This window comes from Streptomyces phaeochromogenes (assembly GCF_001418655.1).
In the GTDB taxonomy this organism is placed as follows: Bacteria; Actinomycetota; Actinomycetes; order Streptomycetales; family Streptomycetaceae; genus Streptomyces; species Streptomyces phaeochromogenes.
In genome coordinates, this window is record NZ_LIQZ01000048.1 from 1 (window position 1) to 18,576 (window position 18,576).

Sequence of the window (18,576 nt, forward strand, 5' to 3'; positions counted from 1 at the left end):
CTGCCGCCCCTCCCGGCTGGGCCCGACCCCCGCCCGAAGCGGTTCGGCCGACGCGGATCCCTCGCATCCGCAGGCCGGTCACGTCGCCCACGCAGCTCACGCAGGTTCTTCGGCAGCCTCCTGCGGACTCCCGTCGCAGCCCCCGCCGCGGCCCCCGACACGGCAGACCGGTGGGCGGATCTCCTCCAGCGCCTCGGGAACGACCTGAGCACGTCCAGGGCTCAGACGGCCCGCTGGAAGCGGCACGCCGACGCGTACGCGCGCGAGCGCGACGTCGTGGCGCGCGAGCGGGCGTATCTCCTCTCCTGGCTTGCCGCACTGCACCCGGCGTCCGCCGTCGTGTCGCAGGCACCGACACCCGACGGCACGGCAGGCGGCTGGCACGTCCTGAGCCTCGTCGCAGGGGGCCGGCCGCTCTCCTGGACCCTGGCACCCCGGGAGGTCCCGCTCTTCCAGCACGTGCGCCGGGCCGGGGACGCCGACACGCGCGCGTGGAGGGACGCCCAGGAGACAGAGGCGCAGTACGCCCATATCCACCGCCACACACGCATGCTGGCGCTGGAGGACAACCTGACCCGGGTCGTCGAGGAACTCCGAGGCAGCGACTGACCTGGATCAGGCTCCTCGCTCCGCCCCTACCCCCCGGACTCCGGCCGACAAGCTCGGGAGGCACGTCGACCGGACTGTGAGCGCCCCCCCTGCACATCGCAGCAGGGGGGCGCCGCGCGTTCCCTGACGGCCGGTCAGCAGCGGGACGCGGAAGTCCCCGGCCACCCCGGGGGACGCGCTCTCAGGGATTCCCAGGGCTCCTGAGACTCCCGGGACAGGACTCGCAGAGATCTCAGTGACCACAGATACCCAAGGGATCACAAGGCTCTACGGGATTCACTGTTGCCGTTGCCCAAGGACACAGAACTCATTGCCTTCGGGGTCTGCCATGACAACCCACGGCTGCTCACCCCTGGCCGATGTCGACGCGCTTCGCGCCATGCTCCTCAAGGCGGGCCACCTCGGCGGCCTGGTCGTCGGGCCGGAAGTCGAGATGCAACCGGCTCTTGACCTTCTTGCTCTCGTCGATCCGGACGAAGTCCATCCCCGGCAGGCGATCCGGCGTCTGGCGGATCTCGAACTCCTCGTCGGAGGAGTGGACGACAACCCGGCCCAGAGCCTCGGCCCACCACTGCCCCAGGGCCGCCGGATCTTCCGAGTGGACGAGCACCTGTTCCCATTCCAAGGTCATCCACCGAGCCTGGGCCCACCAGCACCTCATCGGCCCCACCCGCCGGACCCGCGACCTGGTCCGCCGGCTCAAGGCCCTTGGCCACGACGTCGCCCTCGCACCGGCAGCCCGATACGAGCCGTGCATGCCAAAGACCCCCAGGCATAATGGCCTGAGGGTCTTTGAACTGGTGGGGCTAACAGGATTTGAACCTGTGGCCTCATCCTTATCAGGGATGCGCTCTAACCAACTGAGCTATAGCCCCGCCGCGCTGTGCGGTGTATGTCCCGCGCGCTGACCTCTGAAGATTAGCGCACGACGGGGTCAGTCCCAAAATCGGTATCCGAGCCCCACTCCAGCCTGCCCGGACGGCGTGAGAACGCATGCCCGGACAGCGTGAGAGCGCATCCCCCACAGGAGATGCGCTCCAAGCAGGAAGCGGTTACGACAACGTTTTACTCGTCCTCTGCGAGCGTCAGCTCGATACCGCCGACGAAGCCCGCGGAGAGGTTGTAGATGAACGCTCCGAGGGTGGCGAGCGCGGTGGCGAGGACGACGTCGATGACCGCGATGATCGACGTGAAGATGAGCACACGCGGCAGCGACAGGAAGGACTGCAGGTCGAAGCCGTTGGACTCGTTCGAGCCGGTGGCCTCGGAGATCGTGCCGCCCACCGTGGAGAAGACGCCCATGGCGTCCATGACCATCCACAGGACCGCGGCCGCGACGATCGTGCAGATGCCGAGCGCGATGGAGAGCAGGAAGCTGACCTTCATCACCGACCACGGGTCGGCCTTGGCCACCCGCAGACGCGCCTTGCGCGTGCGGGGCGTCGTACGGGCCCCGGTGCGCGGCCTGCGGACAGCGCCGGTGGCCGCCTGCTGTGCCGGGTACGCCTGCGGCGGGTGGTACGGCTGAGAGGTCTGCTGCGGCTGCCGTTCCCCCGGCAGCGGCGATCCCGGGGGCGGCGGCGCGCCCACGGGAGCAGGCTGGCCCACGGGAGGCGTGTGGCCCCCCACCGGAGCCGCCGGGCCCGGGGCTGGTCCCGGCCCCGGGGAAGGCGCCGGGCCCGGAGGCACCGGCGAGCCTGGGGCCGCGCCCGCCGCGTACTGCGGCGTCTGCGGGCCTCTGGTGTCCGTCACAGTTCCCCCCTGGGATCCATGAGAGTCATGGGAGTCAGTCGCCTCCGTGGCGGGGCCACGGCCGCCGTCCTTTTCCGTACCGGTAGAACCGGCGCCCGTGGCTCCGCTCACGATGACTCTCTCCTCGCGCTACTCGTCCGAGGACGGCTCGCCCTCGTCCGTACCGGCGACCGTTTCGACCTCGTCCGAGTCGTCGACCGCGCCGTCGACTTCCTCGGCCTCGCGACCGGCCTCGGCGTTTCGAGCGATACCGACAACGGCATCGCGCTTGCCCAGGTTGATCAGTTGGACGCCCATGGTGTCACGGCCCGTCTCCCTGACCTCGTTGACTCGCGTACGAATCACACCGCCCGACAGCGTGATGGCGAGGATCTCGTCGGTCCCCTCGACCACCAGCGCGCCGACCAGCGAGCCGCGGTCCTCGACGATCTTGGCGGCCTTGATACCAAGGCCACCGCGACCCTGGACGCGGTACTCGTCGACGTTGGTCCGCTTCGCGTACCCGCCGTCTGTGGCAGTGAACACGAACGTACCGGGTCGAACAACATTCATCGAGAGCAGCTGGTCTCCCTCACGGAAGCTCATGCCCTTTACGCCCGAGGTCGCACGGCCCATGGGACGCAATGCGTCATCCGTCGCCGTGAACCTGATCGATTGCGCCTTCCTGCTGATCAGAAGCAGATCATCCTCTGCCGAAACCAGTTCCGCACCGATCAGTTCGTCATCAGAACCGTCCTCCGTTTCACGGAGGTTGATCGCGATGACGCCGCCCGAACGCGGTGAATCGTAATCCTTCAAGGGCGTCTTCTTCACAAGTCCGCCCTTCGTGGCCAGCACCAGATAGGGCGCCGCCTCGTAGTCGCGGATCGCGAGGATCTCGGCGATCGCCTCGTCCGGCTGGAACGCCAGCAGGTTGGCGACGTGCTGTCCACGCGCGTCACGTCCGGCGTCCGGGAGTTCGTACGCCTTCGCGCGGTAGACGCGGCCCTTGTTGGTGAAGAACAGCAGCCAGTGGTGCGTCGTCGACACGAAGAAGTGGTCGACGATGTCGTCTTCCTTGAGCTTCGTGCCGCGTACGCCCTTGCCGCCGCGCTTCTGGGAGCGGTAGTCGTCCGTCTTGGTGCGCTTGACGTAGCCGCCGCGCGAGATGGTGACGACGATGTCCTCTTCGGCGATCAGGTCCTCCATGGACATGTCGCCGTCGAAGGGGACCAGCTTGGACCGGCGGTCGTCGCCGAACTTCTCGACGATCGCGGCCAGTTCCTCGCTGATGATGCCGCGCTGACGCACGGGCGAGGCCAGGATCGCGTTGTACTCGCGGATCTTCGCCTGGAGCTCGTCGTGCTCGGAGACGATCTTCTGGCGCTCCAGAGCGGCCAGCCGGCGCAGCTGCATCTCGAGGATCGCGTTGGCCTGGATCTCGTCGATCTCCAGGAGGCCCATGAGGCCCTCTCGCGCGATCTCGACGGTGTCACTGCGCCGGATCAGCGCGATGACGTCGTCGATGGCGTCCAGGGCCTTCAGGAGGCCACGCAGGATGTGCGCGCGCTCCTCGGCCTTGCGCAGCCGGAAGCGCGTACGGCGGACGATGACCTCGACCTGGTGCGTCACCCAGTGCCGGATGAAGGCGTCCAGGGACAGTGTCCTCGGTACGCCGTCCACCAGGGCCAGCATGTTCGCGCCGAAGTTCGTCTGCAGGTCGGTGTGCTTGTAGAGGTTGTTCAGCACGACCTTGGCGACCGCGTCCCGCTTCAGGACGATGACGAGGCGCTGGCCCGTACGGGACGACGTCTCGTCGCGGACGTCCGCGATGCCGCCGACCTTGCCGTCCTTCACCAGGTCGGCGATCTTCTGCGCGAGGTTGTCGGGGTTGACCTGGTAGGGGAGTTCGGTGACCACCAGGCACTGGCGGTTCTGGATCTCCTCGACGTCGACGACCGCGCGCATCGTGATGGAGCCACGGCCCGTGCGGTACGCCTCCTCGATGCCCTTACGGCCCACTACGAGGGCGCCACTGGGGAAGTCGGGGCCCTTGATGCGCTCGATCAGGGCGTCCAGAAGCTCCTCGTGCGAGGCCTCCGGGTTCTCCAGGTACCACTGGGCGCCGGACGCGACCTCGCGCAGGTTGTGCGGCGGGATGTTCGTCGCCATGCCGACCGCGATGCCCGCCGAGCCGTTGATCAGCAGGTTCGGGAAGCGCGCCGGCAGAACCGTCGGCTCCTGGTTGCGGCCGTCGTAGTTGTCCGTGAAGTCGACGGTCTCCTCGTCGATGTCACGGACCATCTCCATGGACAGCGGCTTCAGCTTGCACTCGGTGTACCGCATGGCGGCGGCCGGGTCGTTGCCGGGAGAGCCGAAGTTGCCGTTGGAGTCCACCAGCGGCATCCGCATCGACCACGGCTGCGCGAGACGGACCAGCGCGTCGTAGATCGAGGAGTCGCCGTGCGGGTGGTAGGTGCCCATGACGTCGCCGACGACGCGGGCGCACTTGTAGAAGCCCTTCTCGGGCCGGTAGCCGCCGTCGTACATGGCGTACAGGACGCGGCGGTGGACGGGCTTGAGACCGTCCCGTACGTCGGGCAGCGCGCGCGACACGATGACGGACATCGCGTAGTCGAGGTACGAGCGCTGCATCTCGGTCTCGAGCCCGACGGGCTCGACACGCAGGGCGATCTCGCCCTCTTCAGGGACGATCGGACCAGTGGGAGGAAGAGGTGTCTCGTCGGTCATTGCTGGTGAAGATCCTTTCTGGCGCGGTCAGCTGAGACCGACTCAGATGTCGAGGAAGCGGACGTCCTTGGCGTTGCGCTGGATGAACGCGCGGCGTGCCTCGACGTCCTCGCCCATCAGGACCGAGAACAGGTCGTCGGCCTGGGCGGCGTCGTCGAGCGTGACCTGACCGAGAACGCGGTGCTCCTGGTCCATCGTCGTGATGCGCAGCTCCTCGGCGTTCATCTCACCGAGACCCTTGAAGCGCTGGATCGAGTCTTCCCTGACGCGCTTGCCCGACTGGCGGCCGAGCTCGATCAGGGCGTCGCGCTCACGGTCCGAGTACGCGTACTCGAAGTCGTCCCGGCCCCACTTGATCTTGTAGAGCGGCGGACGGGACAGGAACACGTGCCCGGCCTCGACCAGCGGCCGCATGAAGCGGAACAGGAAGGTCAGCAGCAGGGTGTTGATGTGCTGTCCGTCGACGTCGGCGTCCGCCATCAGGATGATCTTGTGATAGCGGAGCTTGGCGATGTCGAAGTCCTCGTGGACTCCGGTGCCGAAGGCGGAGATCAGTGCCTGGATCTCCTGGTTCTGCAGGATCTTGTCGATCCGCGCCTTCTCGACGTTGAGGATCTTTCCCCGGATCGGGAGGATCGCCTGGTACTCCGGGTTCCGGCCGGACTTGGCCGAGCCGCCGGCGGAGTCACCCTCGACGATGAAGATCTCGCACTTGGTGGGGTCGTTCGACTGGCAGTCGCTCAGCTTGCCCGGCAGGGACGCCGTCTCCAGAAGCCCCTTGCGACGGGTGAGGTCACGGGCCTTGCGGGCCGCCACGCGCGCGGTGGCCGCCTGGATGGACTTGCGGATGATGTCCGCGGCCTCGTTCGGGTTGCGGTCCAGCCAGTCGCTGATGTGCTCGTGGACGACCTTCTGGACGAAGGTCTTCGCCTCGGTGTTGCCCAGCTTGGTCTTGGTCTGGCCCTCGAACTGCGGCTCGCCCAGCTTGATCGAGATGATCGCCGTCAGACCCTCGCGGATGTCGTCGCCCGTGAGGTTGTCGTCCTTCTCGCGCAGCAGCTTCTTGTCGCGCGCGTACCGGTTGATGAGACCGGTGAGCGCCGCACGGAAGCCCTCCTCGTGCGTACCGCCCTCATGGGTGTGGATGGTGTTGGCGAAGGAGTACACACCCTCGCTGTAACCGCCGTTCCACTGCATCGCGACCTCGAGGGAGAGCATGCGCTCCTTGTCCTCGGCCTCGATGTCGATCACGGTGGGGTGGACGACCTCGCCCTTGCGGGAGTTGAGGTACGTCACGAAGTCGACGATGCCGCCTTCGTAGTGGTACGTGACGGTCTTGACATCTTCGGGCTCGTCCGCACCCGCCTCGTCGGCGCCCACCGTGGCCTTCGCCGAGTCACGCTCATCAGTGAGTTTGATCGTCAAACCCTTGTTGAGGAACGCCATCTCCTGGAAGCGCCGCGAGAGCGTCTCGAAGGAGTAGTCCGTGGTCTCGAAGATGTCCCCGTCGGCCCAGAAGGTGACCGACGTGCCGGTCTCGTCGATGGCCTCGTGCTGGGCCAGCGGAGCCGTCGGCACGCCCAGCTTGTAGTCCTGCGTCCAGCGGTGTCCGTCGGTCCTGATCTCGACGGCCACCTTGGTGGACAGCGCGTTCACGACGGAGACGCCCACGCCGTGCAGACCGCCGGAGACCGCGTAGCCGCCGCCGCCGAACTTGCCGCCCGCGTGCAGCACGGTCAGGACGACCTCGACGGCGGGCTTTCCCTCGGAGGCGACGATGCCCACCGGGATGCCGCGGCCGTTGTCGACGACGCGCACGCCGCCGTCGGCGAGGATCGTGACGTCGATCGTGTCCGCGTGCCCGGCCAGCGCCTCGTCGACGGAGTTGTCGACCACCTCGTACACAAGGTGATGAAGACCACGCTCACCGGTCGAGCCGATGTACATGCCGGGTCGCTTGCGGACCGCGTCCAGACCCTCGAGGACGGTGATGGCGCTGGCGTCGTACGAGGCAGTGACCTCGCCGTTCGAGGTAGTGGCCCCGCCGTTCGCGCCGGCGTCGGTGGACGGGATGTTCTCGTTGGGGTTGCCGGAATCGGCCACGAAGCGCCCTTTCTGGCACAGCACAAGCCAAGCTCCCGGCGGGTGGCCGGAGCGGCTGCGGCGTGTTGCGTTGGTAAGCCTTAGTCAGCGTTGCTCGGTGCGTCCCACAAGTGGGGCGGGATTAGCCTCCAGTCTACCGGTAGCGCCGACAGTGATGGGGGTTTGCCGGTACCTGAGTCCGCATGTGCCGCCCTGAACCGGTCTCCACCGACTCCCCATATGCGGACCCGGGCTCAAAGAGGCGCAGAGCGGCACTCAGCGCTTCGAGGTGTCAACCCCCCGCTACGAACGGCATACCGTCCGGTCTGGCTCACCCGTAGGTGTCACCGGGGCCCGTGCTGCCAGGCGCGCGCAAGGGGCCGAAACGCTGGACGGGGCCACCGGGGCCGAGCACCTTGATCAGCCTCACCGTGCCGTGCCCGAGGTCCTCGTTCAGGCGTGCGACCAGCTGCGGAGCGAGCAGCCGCAGGTTGGTCGCCCAGGCCGTCGAGTCGCACCGCACGATCAGCACGCGCTCGTCCTCGTCGTACTTCTCGGGTACGCAGTGGTTGGCCAGGTCGTCGCCGACGATCTGCGGCCAGCGGCCCATGACACCGCCGACGGCGGCCGGGGCCTCCCAGCCGCGCTCGGTGATGAGCCGGTTGATGGCGGAGCCGAGCGCCATCGGGTCCCGCCCGTCGGCGTGCGCGCCCGAGCGCAGACCGCCGCGCCGCGCCTGCTTCTTCTGCCGCACCGCGTCCCCACGCGCGCGTGCCTGTTCCTTCGCGGCGCGCAGAGCCACGCGCGCGAGGTCGACGCCGGAGGGTTCGGGGCCCTTCGCCGGCTCGGGCTTCGGCTCTGGTGTGTTCTCGCTCATACGCGCTCCACCGTGCCCCCGGACACGGTGAACCGCGTCCCCGTCAGTACACCTGGTACGTCGTCGTCGACCGCGGCCGTCACCAGCACCTGCTCGCCCGGGGCGACCAGCTCGGCGAGGCGTTCGCGGCGACGGGTGTCCAGCTCGGCGAACACGTCGTCGAGAACCAGCACCGGCTCGTTGCCCTCGGCCCGCAACAGGTCGTACGAGGCCAGGCGCAGCGCCAGCGCGTACGACCAGGACTCGCCGTGTGAGGCGTATCCCTTCGCGGGCAGCTCGCCAAGTTTGAGCAGTAGTTCGTCGCGATGCGGTCCGACCAGGGTGACGCCCCGCTCGATCTCCGACTTGCGCGTCTCCACCATCGCGGCCATCAGCTGCTCGTACAGCTCCTCGCGCGCGTGGCCGGTGATCTCGGGCGACGAGGGCTTGTACTCCAGGGCCACCGGACCGCCGCCCGGCGCCAGTTGCTCGTACGCCTTGTCCGCCAGCGGCTGGATCGCGGCGACCAGGTCGAGGCGCTGGGAGAGCAGTTCGGCGCCCACGCGCGCGAGGTGCTGGTCCCAGACGTCGAGCGTGGACAGGTCCATCGTGCGGCCACCGTGCCGACGCGCGAGTGCGGCCGACTTCAGGAGCGTGTTGCGCTGCCGCAGGACGCGGTCGTAGTCCGAGCGCACGCCCGCCATGCGCGGGGAGCGCGCGGTGATCAGCTCGTCGAGGAAGCGCCGGCGCTCGCCCGGATCACCCTTGACCAGCGCGAGATCCTCGGGCGCGAACAGCACGGTGCGTACGATGCCCAGCACGTCACGGGGTCTGACCTGCGAGGACCTGTTGATGCGGGCGCGGTTGGCCTTGCCGGGGTTCAGCTCCAGCTCGACGAGCTGCTGACGCTCGCCCTGCCGGACATTGGCCCGGATGATCGCCCGGTCGGCGCCCATCCGCACGAGGGGCGCGTCGGACGAGACACGGTGGCTGCCGAGGGTGGCGAGATAGCCGACCGCCTCGACGAGGTTGGTCTTGCCCTGTCCGTTGGGCCCCACGAACGCGGTGACGCCCGGGTCGAGCGGGACCTCGACCCGGGCGTACGAGCGGAAGTCGGCCAGCGACAGATGCGTGACGTGCATGGTCGTTCACCGACCTCCCCCAGAGTTGTGGATCCGCGGCGCGGACCTGTGGATTGTTTCTTCCGGCTACTCGACGGACCGGCTGTTCGACGGTTTCACTTCGACCTCACTTCGGCGGGTTCACTTCTTCTCGACCGCGTGGCCGCCGAACTGGTTCCGCAGCGCCGCGACCATCTTCATCTGCGGGGAGTCGTCCTGCCGGGACGAGAACCGCGCGAACAGCGACGCGGTGATCGCGGGCAGCGGCACCGCGTGGTCGATGGCGGCTTCCACGGTCCACCGGCCCTCGCCGGAGTCCTGTGCGTAGCCGCGCAGCTTCTCCAGGTGCTCGTCCTCGTCCAGCGCGTTGACCGCGAGGTCGAGCAGCCAGGAACGGATGACGGTGCCCTCCTGCCAGGAGCGGAAGACCTCGCGCACGTCGGTGACCGAGTCGACCTTCTCCAGGAGCTCCCAGCCCTCGGCGTAGGCCTGCATCATCGCGTACTCGATGCCGTTGTGGACCATCTTCGAGAAGTGGCCCGCGCCCACCTTGCCCGCGTGGACGGCGCCGACGCCGGCGTCGCCCTCGGGCTTGAGGGCGTCGAAGACCGGCTGGACCTTGGCGATGTTCTCGGCGTCGCCGCCGTACATCAGCGCATAGCCGTTCTGCAGGCCCCAGACGCCGCCCGAGACGCCGCAGTCGACGAAGCCGATGCCCTTGGCCGCCAGCTCCTCGGCGTGCTTCTCGTCGTCCGTCCAGCGCGAGTTGCCGCCGTCCACGACGACGTCGCCGGGCTCCAGGAGCTCGGCGAGCTCGTCGACCGTCGACTGGGTGGCCGCACCGGCCGGGACCATCACCCACACCACACGCGGACCCTTGAGCTTGCCCACAAGCTCTTCGAGGCTGTGGACATCGGCGACATCCGGATTGCGGTCGTATCCGATGACGGTGTGGCCTGCGCGGCGAATGCGCTCGCGCATGTTGCCGCCCATCTTGCCGAGGCCGACGAGACCGAGCTCCATCAGGTTGTTCCTTCACTAGCGATGTGGCAGGAGGGCACTTTCGTACCTGCGTCCGAGCCTAAACCCGGACGCTCCTGCACACCTGTGGGCATAGCCGCTCAGACGTACGCCCCCACCTGCGGCCTTGGTCAGCCGCTGAGCCGCACCGGCATGATCAGGTACTTGTACGCCTCGTCCGCCTCCGCGTCCAAGGCGGGCTTGCCGCTGAGGAGCGCCGGCTTGGTGGACGTCGTGAAGGAGAGCTGCGCCACCGGGGAGTCGATGGCGCTCAGGCCGTCGAGCAGGAACGTGGGGTTGAAGGCGATCGAGACGTCGTCGCCCTCCAGCTGGGCGTCGACCCTTTCCACAGCCTGTGCGTCGTCGCTGGAACCGGCCTCCAGGATCAGCACGCCCTGCTCGAAGGAGAGCCGCACCGGGGTGTTCCGCTCGGCGACCAGGGCCACGCGCTTGACGGCCTCCACGAAGGGGGCGGTCTCGATCACGGCGATGGAGTTGAACTCCGTCGGGAACAGCGAGCGGTACTTCGGGAGGTCGCCCTCCAGCAGACGCGTGGTCGTCCGCCGTCCCGCGCCCTCGAAGCCGATGAGGCCCTCTCCGGCACCGGAGCCGGACAGCGCCAGGATGACGCTGTCGCCGCTTGTGAGGGCCTTGGCGGTGTCCAGGAGCGTCTTGGCGGGCACCAGGGCCACCGCGGACGCCTCGGGGTTCTCCGGCTTCCACAGGAACTCGCGAACGGCGAAGCGGTAGCGGTCGGTGGACGCCAGGGTGACCGTGTCGCCCTCGATCTCGATGCGCACACCGGTGAGCACGGGCAGCGTGTCGTCACGGCCCGCGGCGATGGCCACCTGGGCCGCGGCGGAGGCGAAGACCTCACCGGGGACGGTGCCGGTCGCCGACGGCATCTGCGGCAGCGCCGGGTATTCCTCCACAGGCAGTGTGTGCAGGGTGAAGCGTGAGGAGCCGCAGACCACGGTCGCCCGTACACCGTCTGTGGAAATCTCCACCGGCCGGTTGGGGAGAGCGCGGCAGATGTCGGCGAGCAGGCGGCCGGAGACGAGCACCGTGCCTTCCTCGTCGATCTCGGCGTCCACCGAGACCCGTGCCGAAACCTCGTAGTCGAAGCTGGAGAGACTCAGCGCGCCCTCTTCGGCCTTCAGCAGAAGGCCGGCGAGCACAGGCGCCGGTGGACGGGCCGGGAGGCTGCGTGCCGCCCAGGCCACTGCCTCCGCGAGTACGTCGCGTTCCACCCGGATCTTCACCGTTGCCGCCTCCGTCTGTTGCCGGCGCTCTCGCCCTGCTGCCTCGTCGTCTGACTCGGTGTCGCTCAGCCCGGTCATGGGAAGGACACCGGGGAACAGTCTGACGCACCGCACTGACAGTCGGTGCCCCTCGGGGTCAAGTCGTTCCGAGCGGCAGCTGAGGCGCCGAGCGTGAGTTGTGCACAGCCCCCACTTCGAATCGATTCCCAGACACTTTCTAGTTGGGAGTAGTAGTAGGGGCTGTGGATACCGTGGATAACCCCGTATTCGCAGGTCAGGGTCGGTTTTTTGTCCACTGGCCCTGTGGGCGGAGGCGGTGGAAAACTGGCGTCTTCTGTGGACGGGGAAAAGTTCTGCACACCCGATGCACAGGCGGGGGCCACTTCTCCCCAGCGCCGTCCCCAGGTTTACCCACGTTCCCCACAGCCCAACCCGGCACCTTCGTGTGACGCCTTTCACTCGACACGGTGAGGAGGCGCGTCACGTTGCCGAACAGTGGACAGCGGTGTGGAGAAGCCGAGGATCGCTGGGGACAACCGTCCCCAGCCTGTGGGCTGCCGGTGGACAACTTTCTGCACACCCTGTGGATCATCTCGTCGTCCACAGTCTGTGGAGATCGTTCGTCCACGAATCCACAACCGGCTGACCTGGTCTGATGCTCTTTCAGCAGCGCACCCTGTGGACACGATCTGGACAACTTCGCAGTCCCCAGGATGTGGACGCGAGAAAGTCCCCAAATCTGTGGAGGGCGCCCGTAACCAGGGCGCGTATTCGAACAACGGATGGTCTTCGGGTGTCGGCGGAGCGACTCCGGGCGCGGCCGAGAGGGTCGTATGCGGGCCGTTGAGGGCGGAAGGAGGGCAGTGCGAGGGCCCTCAGGAGGCGTGTGAGAGCGGCGGAAGCCGCCTTCGGAGGCGTGCCGGAACGACGAAAGGCGCCCTCAGGAACGTGTCCCGGGGCGCCTTCAGCGACGTACGGCCGCTGCTGTCAGCCGTTCTTGATGCGGTTCGTGAGCTCGGTGACCTGGTTGTAGATGGAGCGGCGCTCGGCCATCAGCGCGCGGATCTTCCGGTCGGCGTGCATGACGGTCGTGTGGTCGCGGCCACCGAACTGGGCGCCGATCTTCGGCAGCGAGAGGTCGGTCAGCTCGCGGCACAGGTACATGGCGATCTGGCGTGCCGTCACCAGGACGCGGCTGCGCGAGGAGCCGCACAGGTCGTCCACGGTGAGGCCGAAGTAGTCGGCGGTGGCCGCCATGATGGCCGGCGCGGTGATCTCTGGGGACGAGTCCTCGCCGCCGGGGATCAGGTCCTTGAGGACGATCTCGGTCAGGCCGAGGTCCACCGGCTGCCGGTTGAGCGACGCGAACGCCGTTACCCGGATCAGCGCGCCCTCCAGCTCACGGATGTTCCGCGAGATCCGGGACGCGATGAACTCCAGTACCTCGGGCGGGGCGTTGAGCTGCTCCTGCACCGCCTTCTTACGGAGGATGGCGATACGGGTCTCCAGCTCGGGCGGCTGGACGTCGGTGATCAGGCCCCACTCGAAACGGTTCCGCAGCCGGTCCTCCAGGGTCACCAGCTGCTTGGGCGGCCGGTCGCTGGAGAGCACGATCTGCTTGTTCGCGTTGTGGAGCGTGTTGAACGTGTGGAAGAACTCCTCCTGCGTCGACTCCTTGTCCGCCAGGAACTGGATGTCGTCGACAAGAAGGATGTCCATCTCGCGGTACCGCTTGCGGAAGCTGTCGCCCTTGCCGTCGCGGATCGAGTTGATGAACTCGTTGGTGAACTCCTCCGAGCTCACGTACCGCACGCGCGTGCCCGGGTAGAGGCTGCGCGCGTAGTGCCCGATCGCGTGCAGCAGGTGCGTCTTGCCGAGTCCCGACTCCCCGTAGATGAAGAGGGGGTTGTACGCCTTCGCGGGCGCCTCGGCGACGGCGACCGCGGCGGCGTGCGCGAAACGGTTCGAGGCGCCGATGACGAACGTGTCGAAGAGGTACTTCGGGTTGAGGCGCGCGGTGGGCTCCCCGGGACCCGTCGCGGGCGCCGGCTGCGCGGCCAGCGGGCCCGGGGCACCACTGGAGGCGGGCAGATTGGAGCCGACGGGTCCGCCGCGGTGCACATGCCCGTTCCCGGACTGCGACGGTGGCTCGGGCCGGCGGTCGCGGCGGTCCGGGCGCTGGTCGTAGTCGGAGCGAGGCTGGTCGTACCCGGGCCGCTGCTGCTCGTAGTCGGACCGCTGCTGCTCGTAGTCGGACCGCTGCTGTTCGTAGGGAGAGCGGTCCGGCGGCTGCTGCCGGTAGTCCTGGGAGGGCGACGCGTACGGATCCCGGTCAGGGAAGCCGAGCCGCTGCTGCTGCCAGCCGTAGTCGTCCTGAGAGGGCCGCGGCCAGGCGCCGGGATCGGGGCGCTGATAGTCGGGGTACGCGGGACGGGCGGTCGGGAGCTGGTCCCCGCGGGGCTGCTGCTGGTCGGGGCGGCCCTGCGGGTGGTCGTCCATGTGGTCGTTCGCACGGTGGCGGCCGTATCCCCGGTATCCGTCACGGTCCTGCACGGAGGGGCGCTCGGGCTCCTCGTAGCGCTGCTGTGACTGGGTGGGCGGCGCCGGCGGGGCCGGGGTCTCGCCGACCGAGTCGTCGACGGTGATCGCGATACGGATCGGGCGACCGCACTCGCGGCTCAGGGACTCACTGACGATCGGCGCCAGGCGCCCTTCCAGGACACCCTTCGCGAACTCGTTGGGCACCGCGAGCAGCGCGGTGTCCGCTACGAGTGCCAGCGGCTGGCAGCGCTTGATCCAGTGCTCGTCCTTCGTCTCGACACCCTGCCCACGCCCCTCACCGAGAAGTTGCTCCAATACTCGTGGCCACACTGCGGCAAGATCGGCAGGTACGTCAGCCACAGGGCACGCTCTCTCACGGGTCCCACGAACGTGTGATTCCTGGGACGGATTGGGTTGGAACTGAGGGTGGGGCGGGTGGCACGAATCAGATGGAGCAGGGAGAAGGGAACGAACCGGAGTCCAGCCACGGTAGTCAGGGCGACCCATGCGGTTCAAGTTGTTGTCCCCAGGCTGTGGATAGTGTCTCCCGGGCGGCGCTGGTTTGACCGGATGGCGTAGCCGCGCGTACCGTAACCAGGTCGAGTTGTCGATGGCTGCTGCCGCCTGCCTCCGATGGGCACAGATCGCGAAGAGTGATCGGGAAGCGGTGCACTCGGGCGTAAGCGAGCTACTCGTGGGCGCACGGTGACAGCCAAGACGGCACCCCGAAACTACCGATTTCTTCTGGAGCCCCCGAGTGAGCAAGCGCACCTTCCAGCCGAACAACCGTCGTCGCGCCAAGACCCACGGCTTCCGCCTGCGGATGCGCACCCGCGCCGGCCGAGCGATTCTCGCGAACCGTCGTGGCAAGGGTCGCGCCAGCCTGTCCGCCTGATCACCAACAGGTCATGACGTGCTGCCTACCGAGCATCGGCTGAGGCGGCGCGAGGACTTCGCGACCGCAGTACGCCGAGGACGCCGGGCCGGACGCCCGCTTCTCGTCGTTCATCTACGTAGCGGTGCAACCGACCCGCACGCGCCTGGGGAGAGCGCTCCCCCGACGCGTGCGGGTTTCGTTGTCAGCAAAGCCGTGGGCGGGGCCGTCGTACGCAACAAGGTGAAGCGCCGGCTTCGCCATCTGATGCGTGACCGAGTGGCTCTGCTGACCCCCGGTAGCCTGGTAGTCGTACGAGCGCTGCCCGGTGCGGGTGACGCCGACCATGCACAGCTGGCCCGAGACCTGGACGCCGCCCTGGAGCGGCTACTGGGAGGGGGCGCGCGATGAAGTACCCGCTGCTGGCTCTCATCAAGCTGTACCAGTGGACCATCAGCCCGTTGCTCGGGCCGGTGTGCAAGTACTACCCGTCGTGTTCCCACTACGGGTACCAAGCCATCGACCGGCACGGTGCGATCAAGGGAACGGCACTCACCGCCTGGCGCATCCTGCGGTGCAATCCGTGGTCGCTGGGCGGTGTGGACCATGTCCCGCCGCGCAAGCGTCCGCGGTGGCACGAAATGCTGCGTAACGCCTGGCGTGCACGCAAGGGCGGGACCTCCGCCGCCGAACCGGCCACCGAGGGGCACGGTATGTCCAACCATCCCTCGAGCCCGGCCGCCGAGACCCCGTCCCATGCTCAAGGAGCCTGATTAGTGGACACGATTGCCAGTATTTTCAGCTTCATCACGACACCCGTTTCCTGGGTCATCGTCCAGTTCCACTCCGTATACGGCGCCGTCTTCGGCCCTGATACGGGCTGGGCCTGGGGCTTGTCCATCGTGTCCCTGGTGATCCTGATCCGTATCTGCCTGATCCCGCTCTTCGTGAAGCAGATCAAGGCGACCCGGGCGATGCAGACGCTCCAGCCCGAGATGAAGAAGATCCAGGAGCGCTACAAGAACGACAAGCAGCGCCAGTCCGAAGAGATGATGAAGCTGTACAAGGAGACGGGCACCAACCCGCTCTCCTCGTGCCTTCCCATCCTGGCGCAGTCCCCGTTCTTCTTCGCTCTGTACCACGTGCTCAACAGCATCGCGTCGAACGACACCATCGGCGTGATCAACACCCGGCTGCTGGAGAGCGCGCAGAAGGCGCACATCTTCGGTGCTCCGCTGGCCGCGAAGTTCACGGACGGCGACGCCAAGGTCCAGGCACTGGGCTCCTCGATCACCGACGTGCGCGTCGTCACGGCGATCATGATCGTCCTGATGTCGTTCTCGCAGTTCTACACGCAGCGCCAGCTGATGACGAAGAACGTCGACACGACGGTGAAGACGCCGTTCATGCAGCAGCAGAAGATGCTGATGTACGTCTTCCCGATCATGTTCGCCGTCTTCGGTATCAACTTCCCCGTCGGTGTCCTCGTCTACTGGCTGACCACCAACGTGTGGACCATGGGCCAGCAGATGTACGTCATCCACAACAACCCGACGCCGGGTTCCAAGGCTCAAGCCTCCTACCTGGAGCGGCTGCACAAGCGCGTCACGCAGCATGAGAAGACGCGTGGCCGCGGTGAGAAGGCCATCGTCAAGGCCATCGTGGCCAAGGGCCGCGACCGCAACGATTTCGAGCGCAAGTTCATCAACGGCCTGAGCAAGGCGGGCCTGGCGGCCCAGGCCGACGGCACCGTGGTGAAGAGTGAGGCCTCGACGGTGGTCGAGACCGAGGACGGCACCGCGGCGACGGGCGGCGCCGCTCCCAAGCGCCAGCAGCCCAAGCGGCAGAGCAAGTCCCAGCGTCAGTCGGGCACTGCTCATGGCGGTCCCAAGGCGGCGGACGAGTCCGCGCCGAAGACCTCGCTCAGCAAGTCCGACGAACCTGAGGACGCCAAGCCCGGCCCGAAGCCGGCGGGCGGCAAGTCCGCGTCCGGTGGCACCCGCAGCAAGGCCCAGTCCGGACAGCGCAAGGGCCCGCAGCGGCCCAAGTCCCCGTCCAAGAAGTAAGAAGGAGTCCATCCCGTGACGGAAGGCACCACCTCCGCTGCCCCTGAGGGTGGCGACACCCTGACCCGCCTGGAGCAGGAGGGCGAGATCGCGGCCGACTACCTCGAGGGTCTGCTGGACATCGCCGATCTCGACGGCGACATCGACATGGATGTCGAGGCCGATCGCGCGGCGGTCTCGATCATCAGCGACTCCAGCGGCCGTGACTTGCAGAAGCTGGTCGGCCGCGACGGTGAGGTGCTGGAAGCCCTCCAGGAGCTCACACGGCTGGCTGTGCACCGGGAGACCGGGGACCGCAGCCGGCTGATGCTGGACATCGCGGGTTACCGCGCCAAGAAGCGCGAGGAACTCTCCGAGCTGGGCGCGAAGGCCGCGGCCGAGGTCAGGAGCTCCGGTGAGCCCGTGAAGATGAAGGCGATGACCCCCTTCGAGCGCAAGGTGGTGCACGACGCGGTCAAGGCCGCGGGCCTGCGCAGTGAGTCCGAGGGCGAAGAGCCGCAGCGCTTCGTCGTCGTGCTCCCAGCCTGATCCAGCACGTCGTTCTCCGGCCCCGTCTGTGTTCGCAGGCGGGGCCGAACTTTGTCAGCCTGATAGTCCCCGATGGTTCCTGATAGTCCTGGTAGTCAGCGCGCAGTGCGCTCAAGCGGTACGGAAGGACGGTTCCCCGTGACGGAGGCAGCGGAGCTTCCCCCTGCGCCCGAGCAGGCCCGGGCGGTATTCGGCGATCGCTACGCAGACGCGGTTCGCTACGCGGAGCTGCTGGCGGACGCCGGGGTGCAGCGGGGGCTGATCGGCCCCCGTGAAGTGCCTCGCCTCTGGGAACGGCACCTGTTGAACTGTGCGGTGCTCTCCGAGGTCGTTCCCGAGAACGTGACGGTGTGCGATGTCGGTTCCGGTGCCGGACTGCCCGGTATCCCGCTCGCCCTCGTCCGCCCGGACCTGAAGATCACGCTCCTTGAGCCCCTGCTGCGCCGGACGAACTTTCTCACCGAGGTCGTCGAGCTGCTCGGCCTCGACCACGTCACCGTCGTCCGTGGGCGCGCCGAGGAGGTCCTTGGCACGCTGCCTCCGGTCCACGTGGTGACGGCGCGGGCCGTGGCGCCGCTGGACCGCCTCGCGGCCTGGGGAGTGCCATTGCTGCGCCCGTACGGCGAGATGCTTCTCCTCAAGGGCGACACCGCGGAGGAAGAGGTCAAGAACGCCGGGGCTGCCCTGAGCAAGCTGGGTGCCGTGGACATCTCCGTGCTTCACGTCGGTGAAGGTGTGGTGGATCCTCTCGCCACGGTGGTACGCGTCGAAGTCGGGGAGAGCCCTGGCGGCGTGCGCTTCGCGGCCAAGCGGGCGAAGGCGGCACGGACGGGACGGACCCGAAGGCGTCGCTGACCGATTCCCGAGGAGAGCGGCTCATTCGAGAGGCGTGTTGTCGGGTCGGCGGCTTGTTGACCGACTCGTTGACTGATCCGTCCTGACGACGAGACGTACTCCACACAAGCTGCCAAACCTACGCATGCCGGAGTGTCGCGCGGTCGTGGCCGCGCGCGCTGTGCATCGTGTTTCACGTGAAACGTCGCTCACTGCTGCACGGCATCATCAGTCGCGGACGCGCCGCGGCTGAACCCCGCGACCGAAACCCACTTGGATCCCTGGGATCCTTCGGAAAAAG

The 18,576-nt window shown here is 67.8% G+C and carries 15 protein-coding genes, 1 tRNA gene and 1 pseudogene; 7 read left to right on the forward strand and 10 right to left on the reverse strand.

The features are described from left to right. Positions 1 to 609 (forward strand): hypothetical protein (locus AOK17_RS07090; RefSeq protein WP_055611465.1); only part of this gene is annotated, 609 nt, incomplete at its 5' end. 276 nt (positions 610 to 885) lie between these two features. Here the strand turns inward: AOK17_RS07090 and AOK17_RS07095 are convergent. The 10 genes and pseudogenes from AOK17_RS07095 to dnaA all read right to left on the reverse strand — a co-directional run bounded on the left by AOK17_RS07095 (position 886) and on the right by dnaA (position 14,333). Continuing rightward, positions 886 to 1,240: pseudogene (locus tag AOK17_RS07095) on the reverse strand (VOC family protein). A 167-nt stretch (positions 1,241 to 1,407) separates the two neighbouring features. After that, positions 1,408 to 1,484: transfer RNA gene (locus AOK17_RS07100), tRNA-Ile, on the reverse strand. A gap of 190 nt (positions 1,485 to 1,674) precedes the next feature. Continuing rightward, a complete protein-coding gene (locus AOK17_RS48105; RefSeq protein ID WP_079052839.1) occupies positions 1,675 to 2,472 on the reverse strand; it encodes a DUF3566 domain-containing protein in 798 nt (265 codons plus the stop codon). An 18-nt stretch (positions 2,473 to 2,490) separates the two neighbouring features. Beyond that, entirely contained in the window at positions 2,491 to 5,091 is a 2,601-nt protein-coding gene (gene gyrA, locus AOK17_RS07110; RefSeq protein WP_055611467.1) for a DNA gyrase subunit A, read from the reverse strand. A 42-nt stretch (positions 5,092 to 5,133) separates the two neighbouring features. Next, positions 5,134 to 7,194: a DNA topoisomerase (ATP-hydrolyzing) subunit B gene (gyrB, locus tag AOK17_RS07115; RefSeq protein ID WP_206190699.1), complete on the reverse strand. Its 2,061-nt coding sequence runs from the start codon at positions 7,192 to 7,194 to the stop codon at positions 5,134 to 5,136. Positions 7,195 to 7,504: 310 nt separating this feature from the next. Further along, the gene (locus tag AOK17_RS07120) at positions 7,505 to 8,050 is read right to left on the reverse strand and encodes a DciA family protein (RefSeq protein WP_055611469.1); all 546 of its coding nucleotides are present in this window, start codon (positions 8,048 to 8,050) and stop codon (positions 7,505 to 7,507) included. Next, a complete protein-coding gene (gene recF, locus AOK17_RS07125) occupies positions 8,047 to 9,171 on the reverse strand; it encodes a DNA replication/repair protein RecF (protein WP_055611470.1) in 1,125 nt (374 codons plus the stop codon). The genes AOK17_RS07120 and recF overlap by 4 nt, the downstream gene beginning before the upstream one ends. Before the next feature lie 120 nt (positions 9,172 to 9,291). Further along, the gene (gnd, locus tag AOK17_RS07130; protein ID WP_055611471.1) at positions 9,292 to 10,173 is read right to left on the reverse strand and encodes a phosphogluconate dehydrogenase (NAD(+)-dependent, decarboxylating); all 882 of its coding nucleotides are present in this window, start codon (positions 10,171 to 10,173) and stop codon (positions 9,292 to 9,294) included. Between the two features lie 128 nt (positions 10,174 to 10,301). Further along, positions 10,302 to 11,432, reverse strand: a complete 1,131-nt coding sequence (dnaN, locus tag AOK17_RS07135; RefSeq protein ID WP_055611472.1) for a DNA polymerase III subunit beta — start codon at positions 11,430 to 11,432, stop codon at positions 10,302 to 10,304. Between the two features lie 987 nt (positions 11,433 to 12,419). After that, positions 12,420 to 14,333, reverse strand: a complete 1,914-nt coding sequence (gene dnaA, locus AOK17_RS07140) for a chromosomal replication initiator protein DnaA (protein WP_055611473.1) — start codon at positions 14,331 to 14,333, stop codon at positions 12,420 to 12,422. A 397-nt stretch (positions 14,334 to 14,730) separates the two neighbouring features. Here dnaA and rpmH point away from each other — a divergent pair, with 397 nt between their 5' ends. From rpmH to rsmG, 6 genes are all read left to right on the forward strand, one after another. Beyond that, positions 14,731 to 14,868, forward strand: a complete 138-nt coding sequence (gene rpmH / locus AOK17_RS07145) for a 50S ribosomal protein L34 (protein WP_006381191.1) — start codon at positions 14,731 to 14,733, stop codon at positions 14,866 to 14,868. An 18-nt stretch (positions 14,869 to 14,886) separates the two neighbouring features. Next, positions 14,887 to 15,258: a ribonuclease P protein component gene (rnpA, locus tag AOK17_RS48115; protein ID WP_079052841.1), complete on the forward strand. Its 372-nt coding sequence runs from the start codon at positions 14,887 to 14,889 to the stop codon at positions 15,256 to 15,258. Continuing rightward, complete coding sequence (yidD, locus tag AOK17_RS07155) at positions 15,255 to 15,620, forward strand: membrane protein insertion efficiency factor YidD (RefSeq protein ID WP_055611475.1); 366 nt, start codon at positions 15,255 to 15,257, stop codon at positions 15,618 to 15,620. Before rnpA ends, yidD begins: the two co-directional genes overlap by 4 nt. 3 nt (positions 15,621 to 15,623) lie before the next feature. Continuing rightward, positions 15,624 to 16,913: a membrane protein insertase YidC gene (gene yidC / locus AOK17_RS07160; RefSeq protein WP_055611476.1), complete on the forward strand. Its 1,290-nt coding sequence runs from the start codon at positions 15,624 to 15,626 to the stop codon at positions 16,911 to 16,913. Positions 16,914 to 16,928: 15 nt separating this feature from the next. Next, the gene (locus AOK17_RS07165; RefSeq protein ID WP_055611477.1) at positions 16,929 to 17,441 is read left to right on the forward strand and encodes a Jag family protein; all 513 of its coding nucleotides are present in this window, start codon (positions 16,929 to 16,931) and stop codon (positions 17,439 to 17,441) included. A 138-nt stretch (positions 17,442 to 17,579) separates the two neighbouring features. Continuing rightward, the gene (gene rsmG, locus AOK17_RS07170; RefSeq protein ID WP_055611478.1) at positions 17,580 to 18,296 is read left to right on the forward strand and encodes a 16S rRNA (guanine(527)-N(7))-methyltransferase RsmG; all 717 of its coding nucleotides are present in this window, start codon (positions 17,580 to 17,582) and stop codon (positions 18,294 to 18,296) included. Positions 18,297 to 18,576 lie beyond the last annotated feature (280 nt).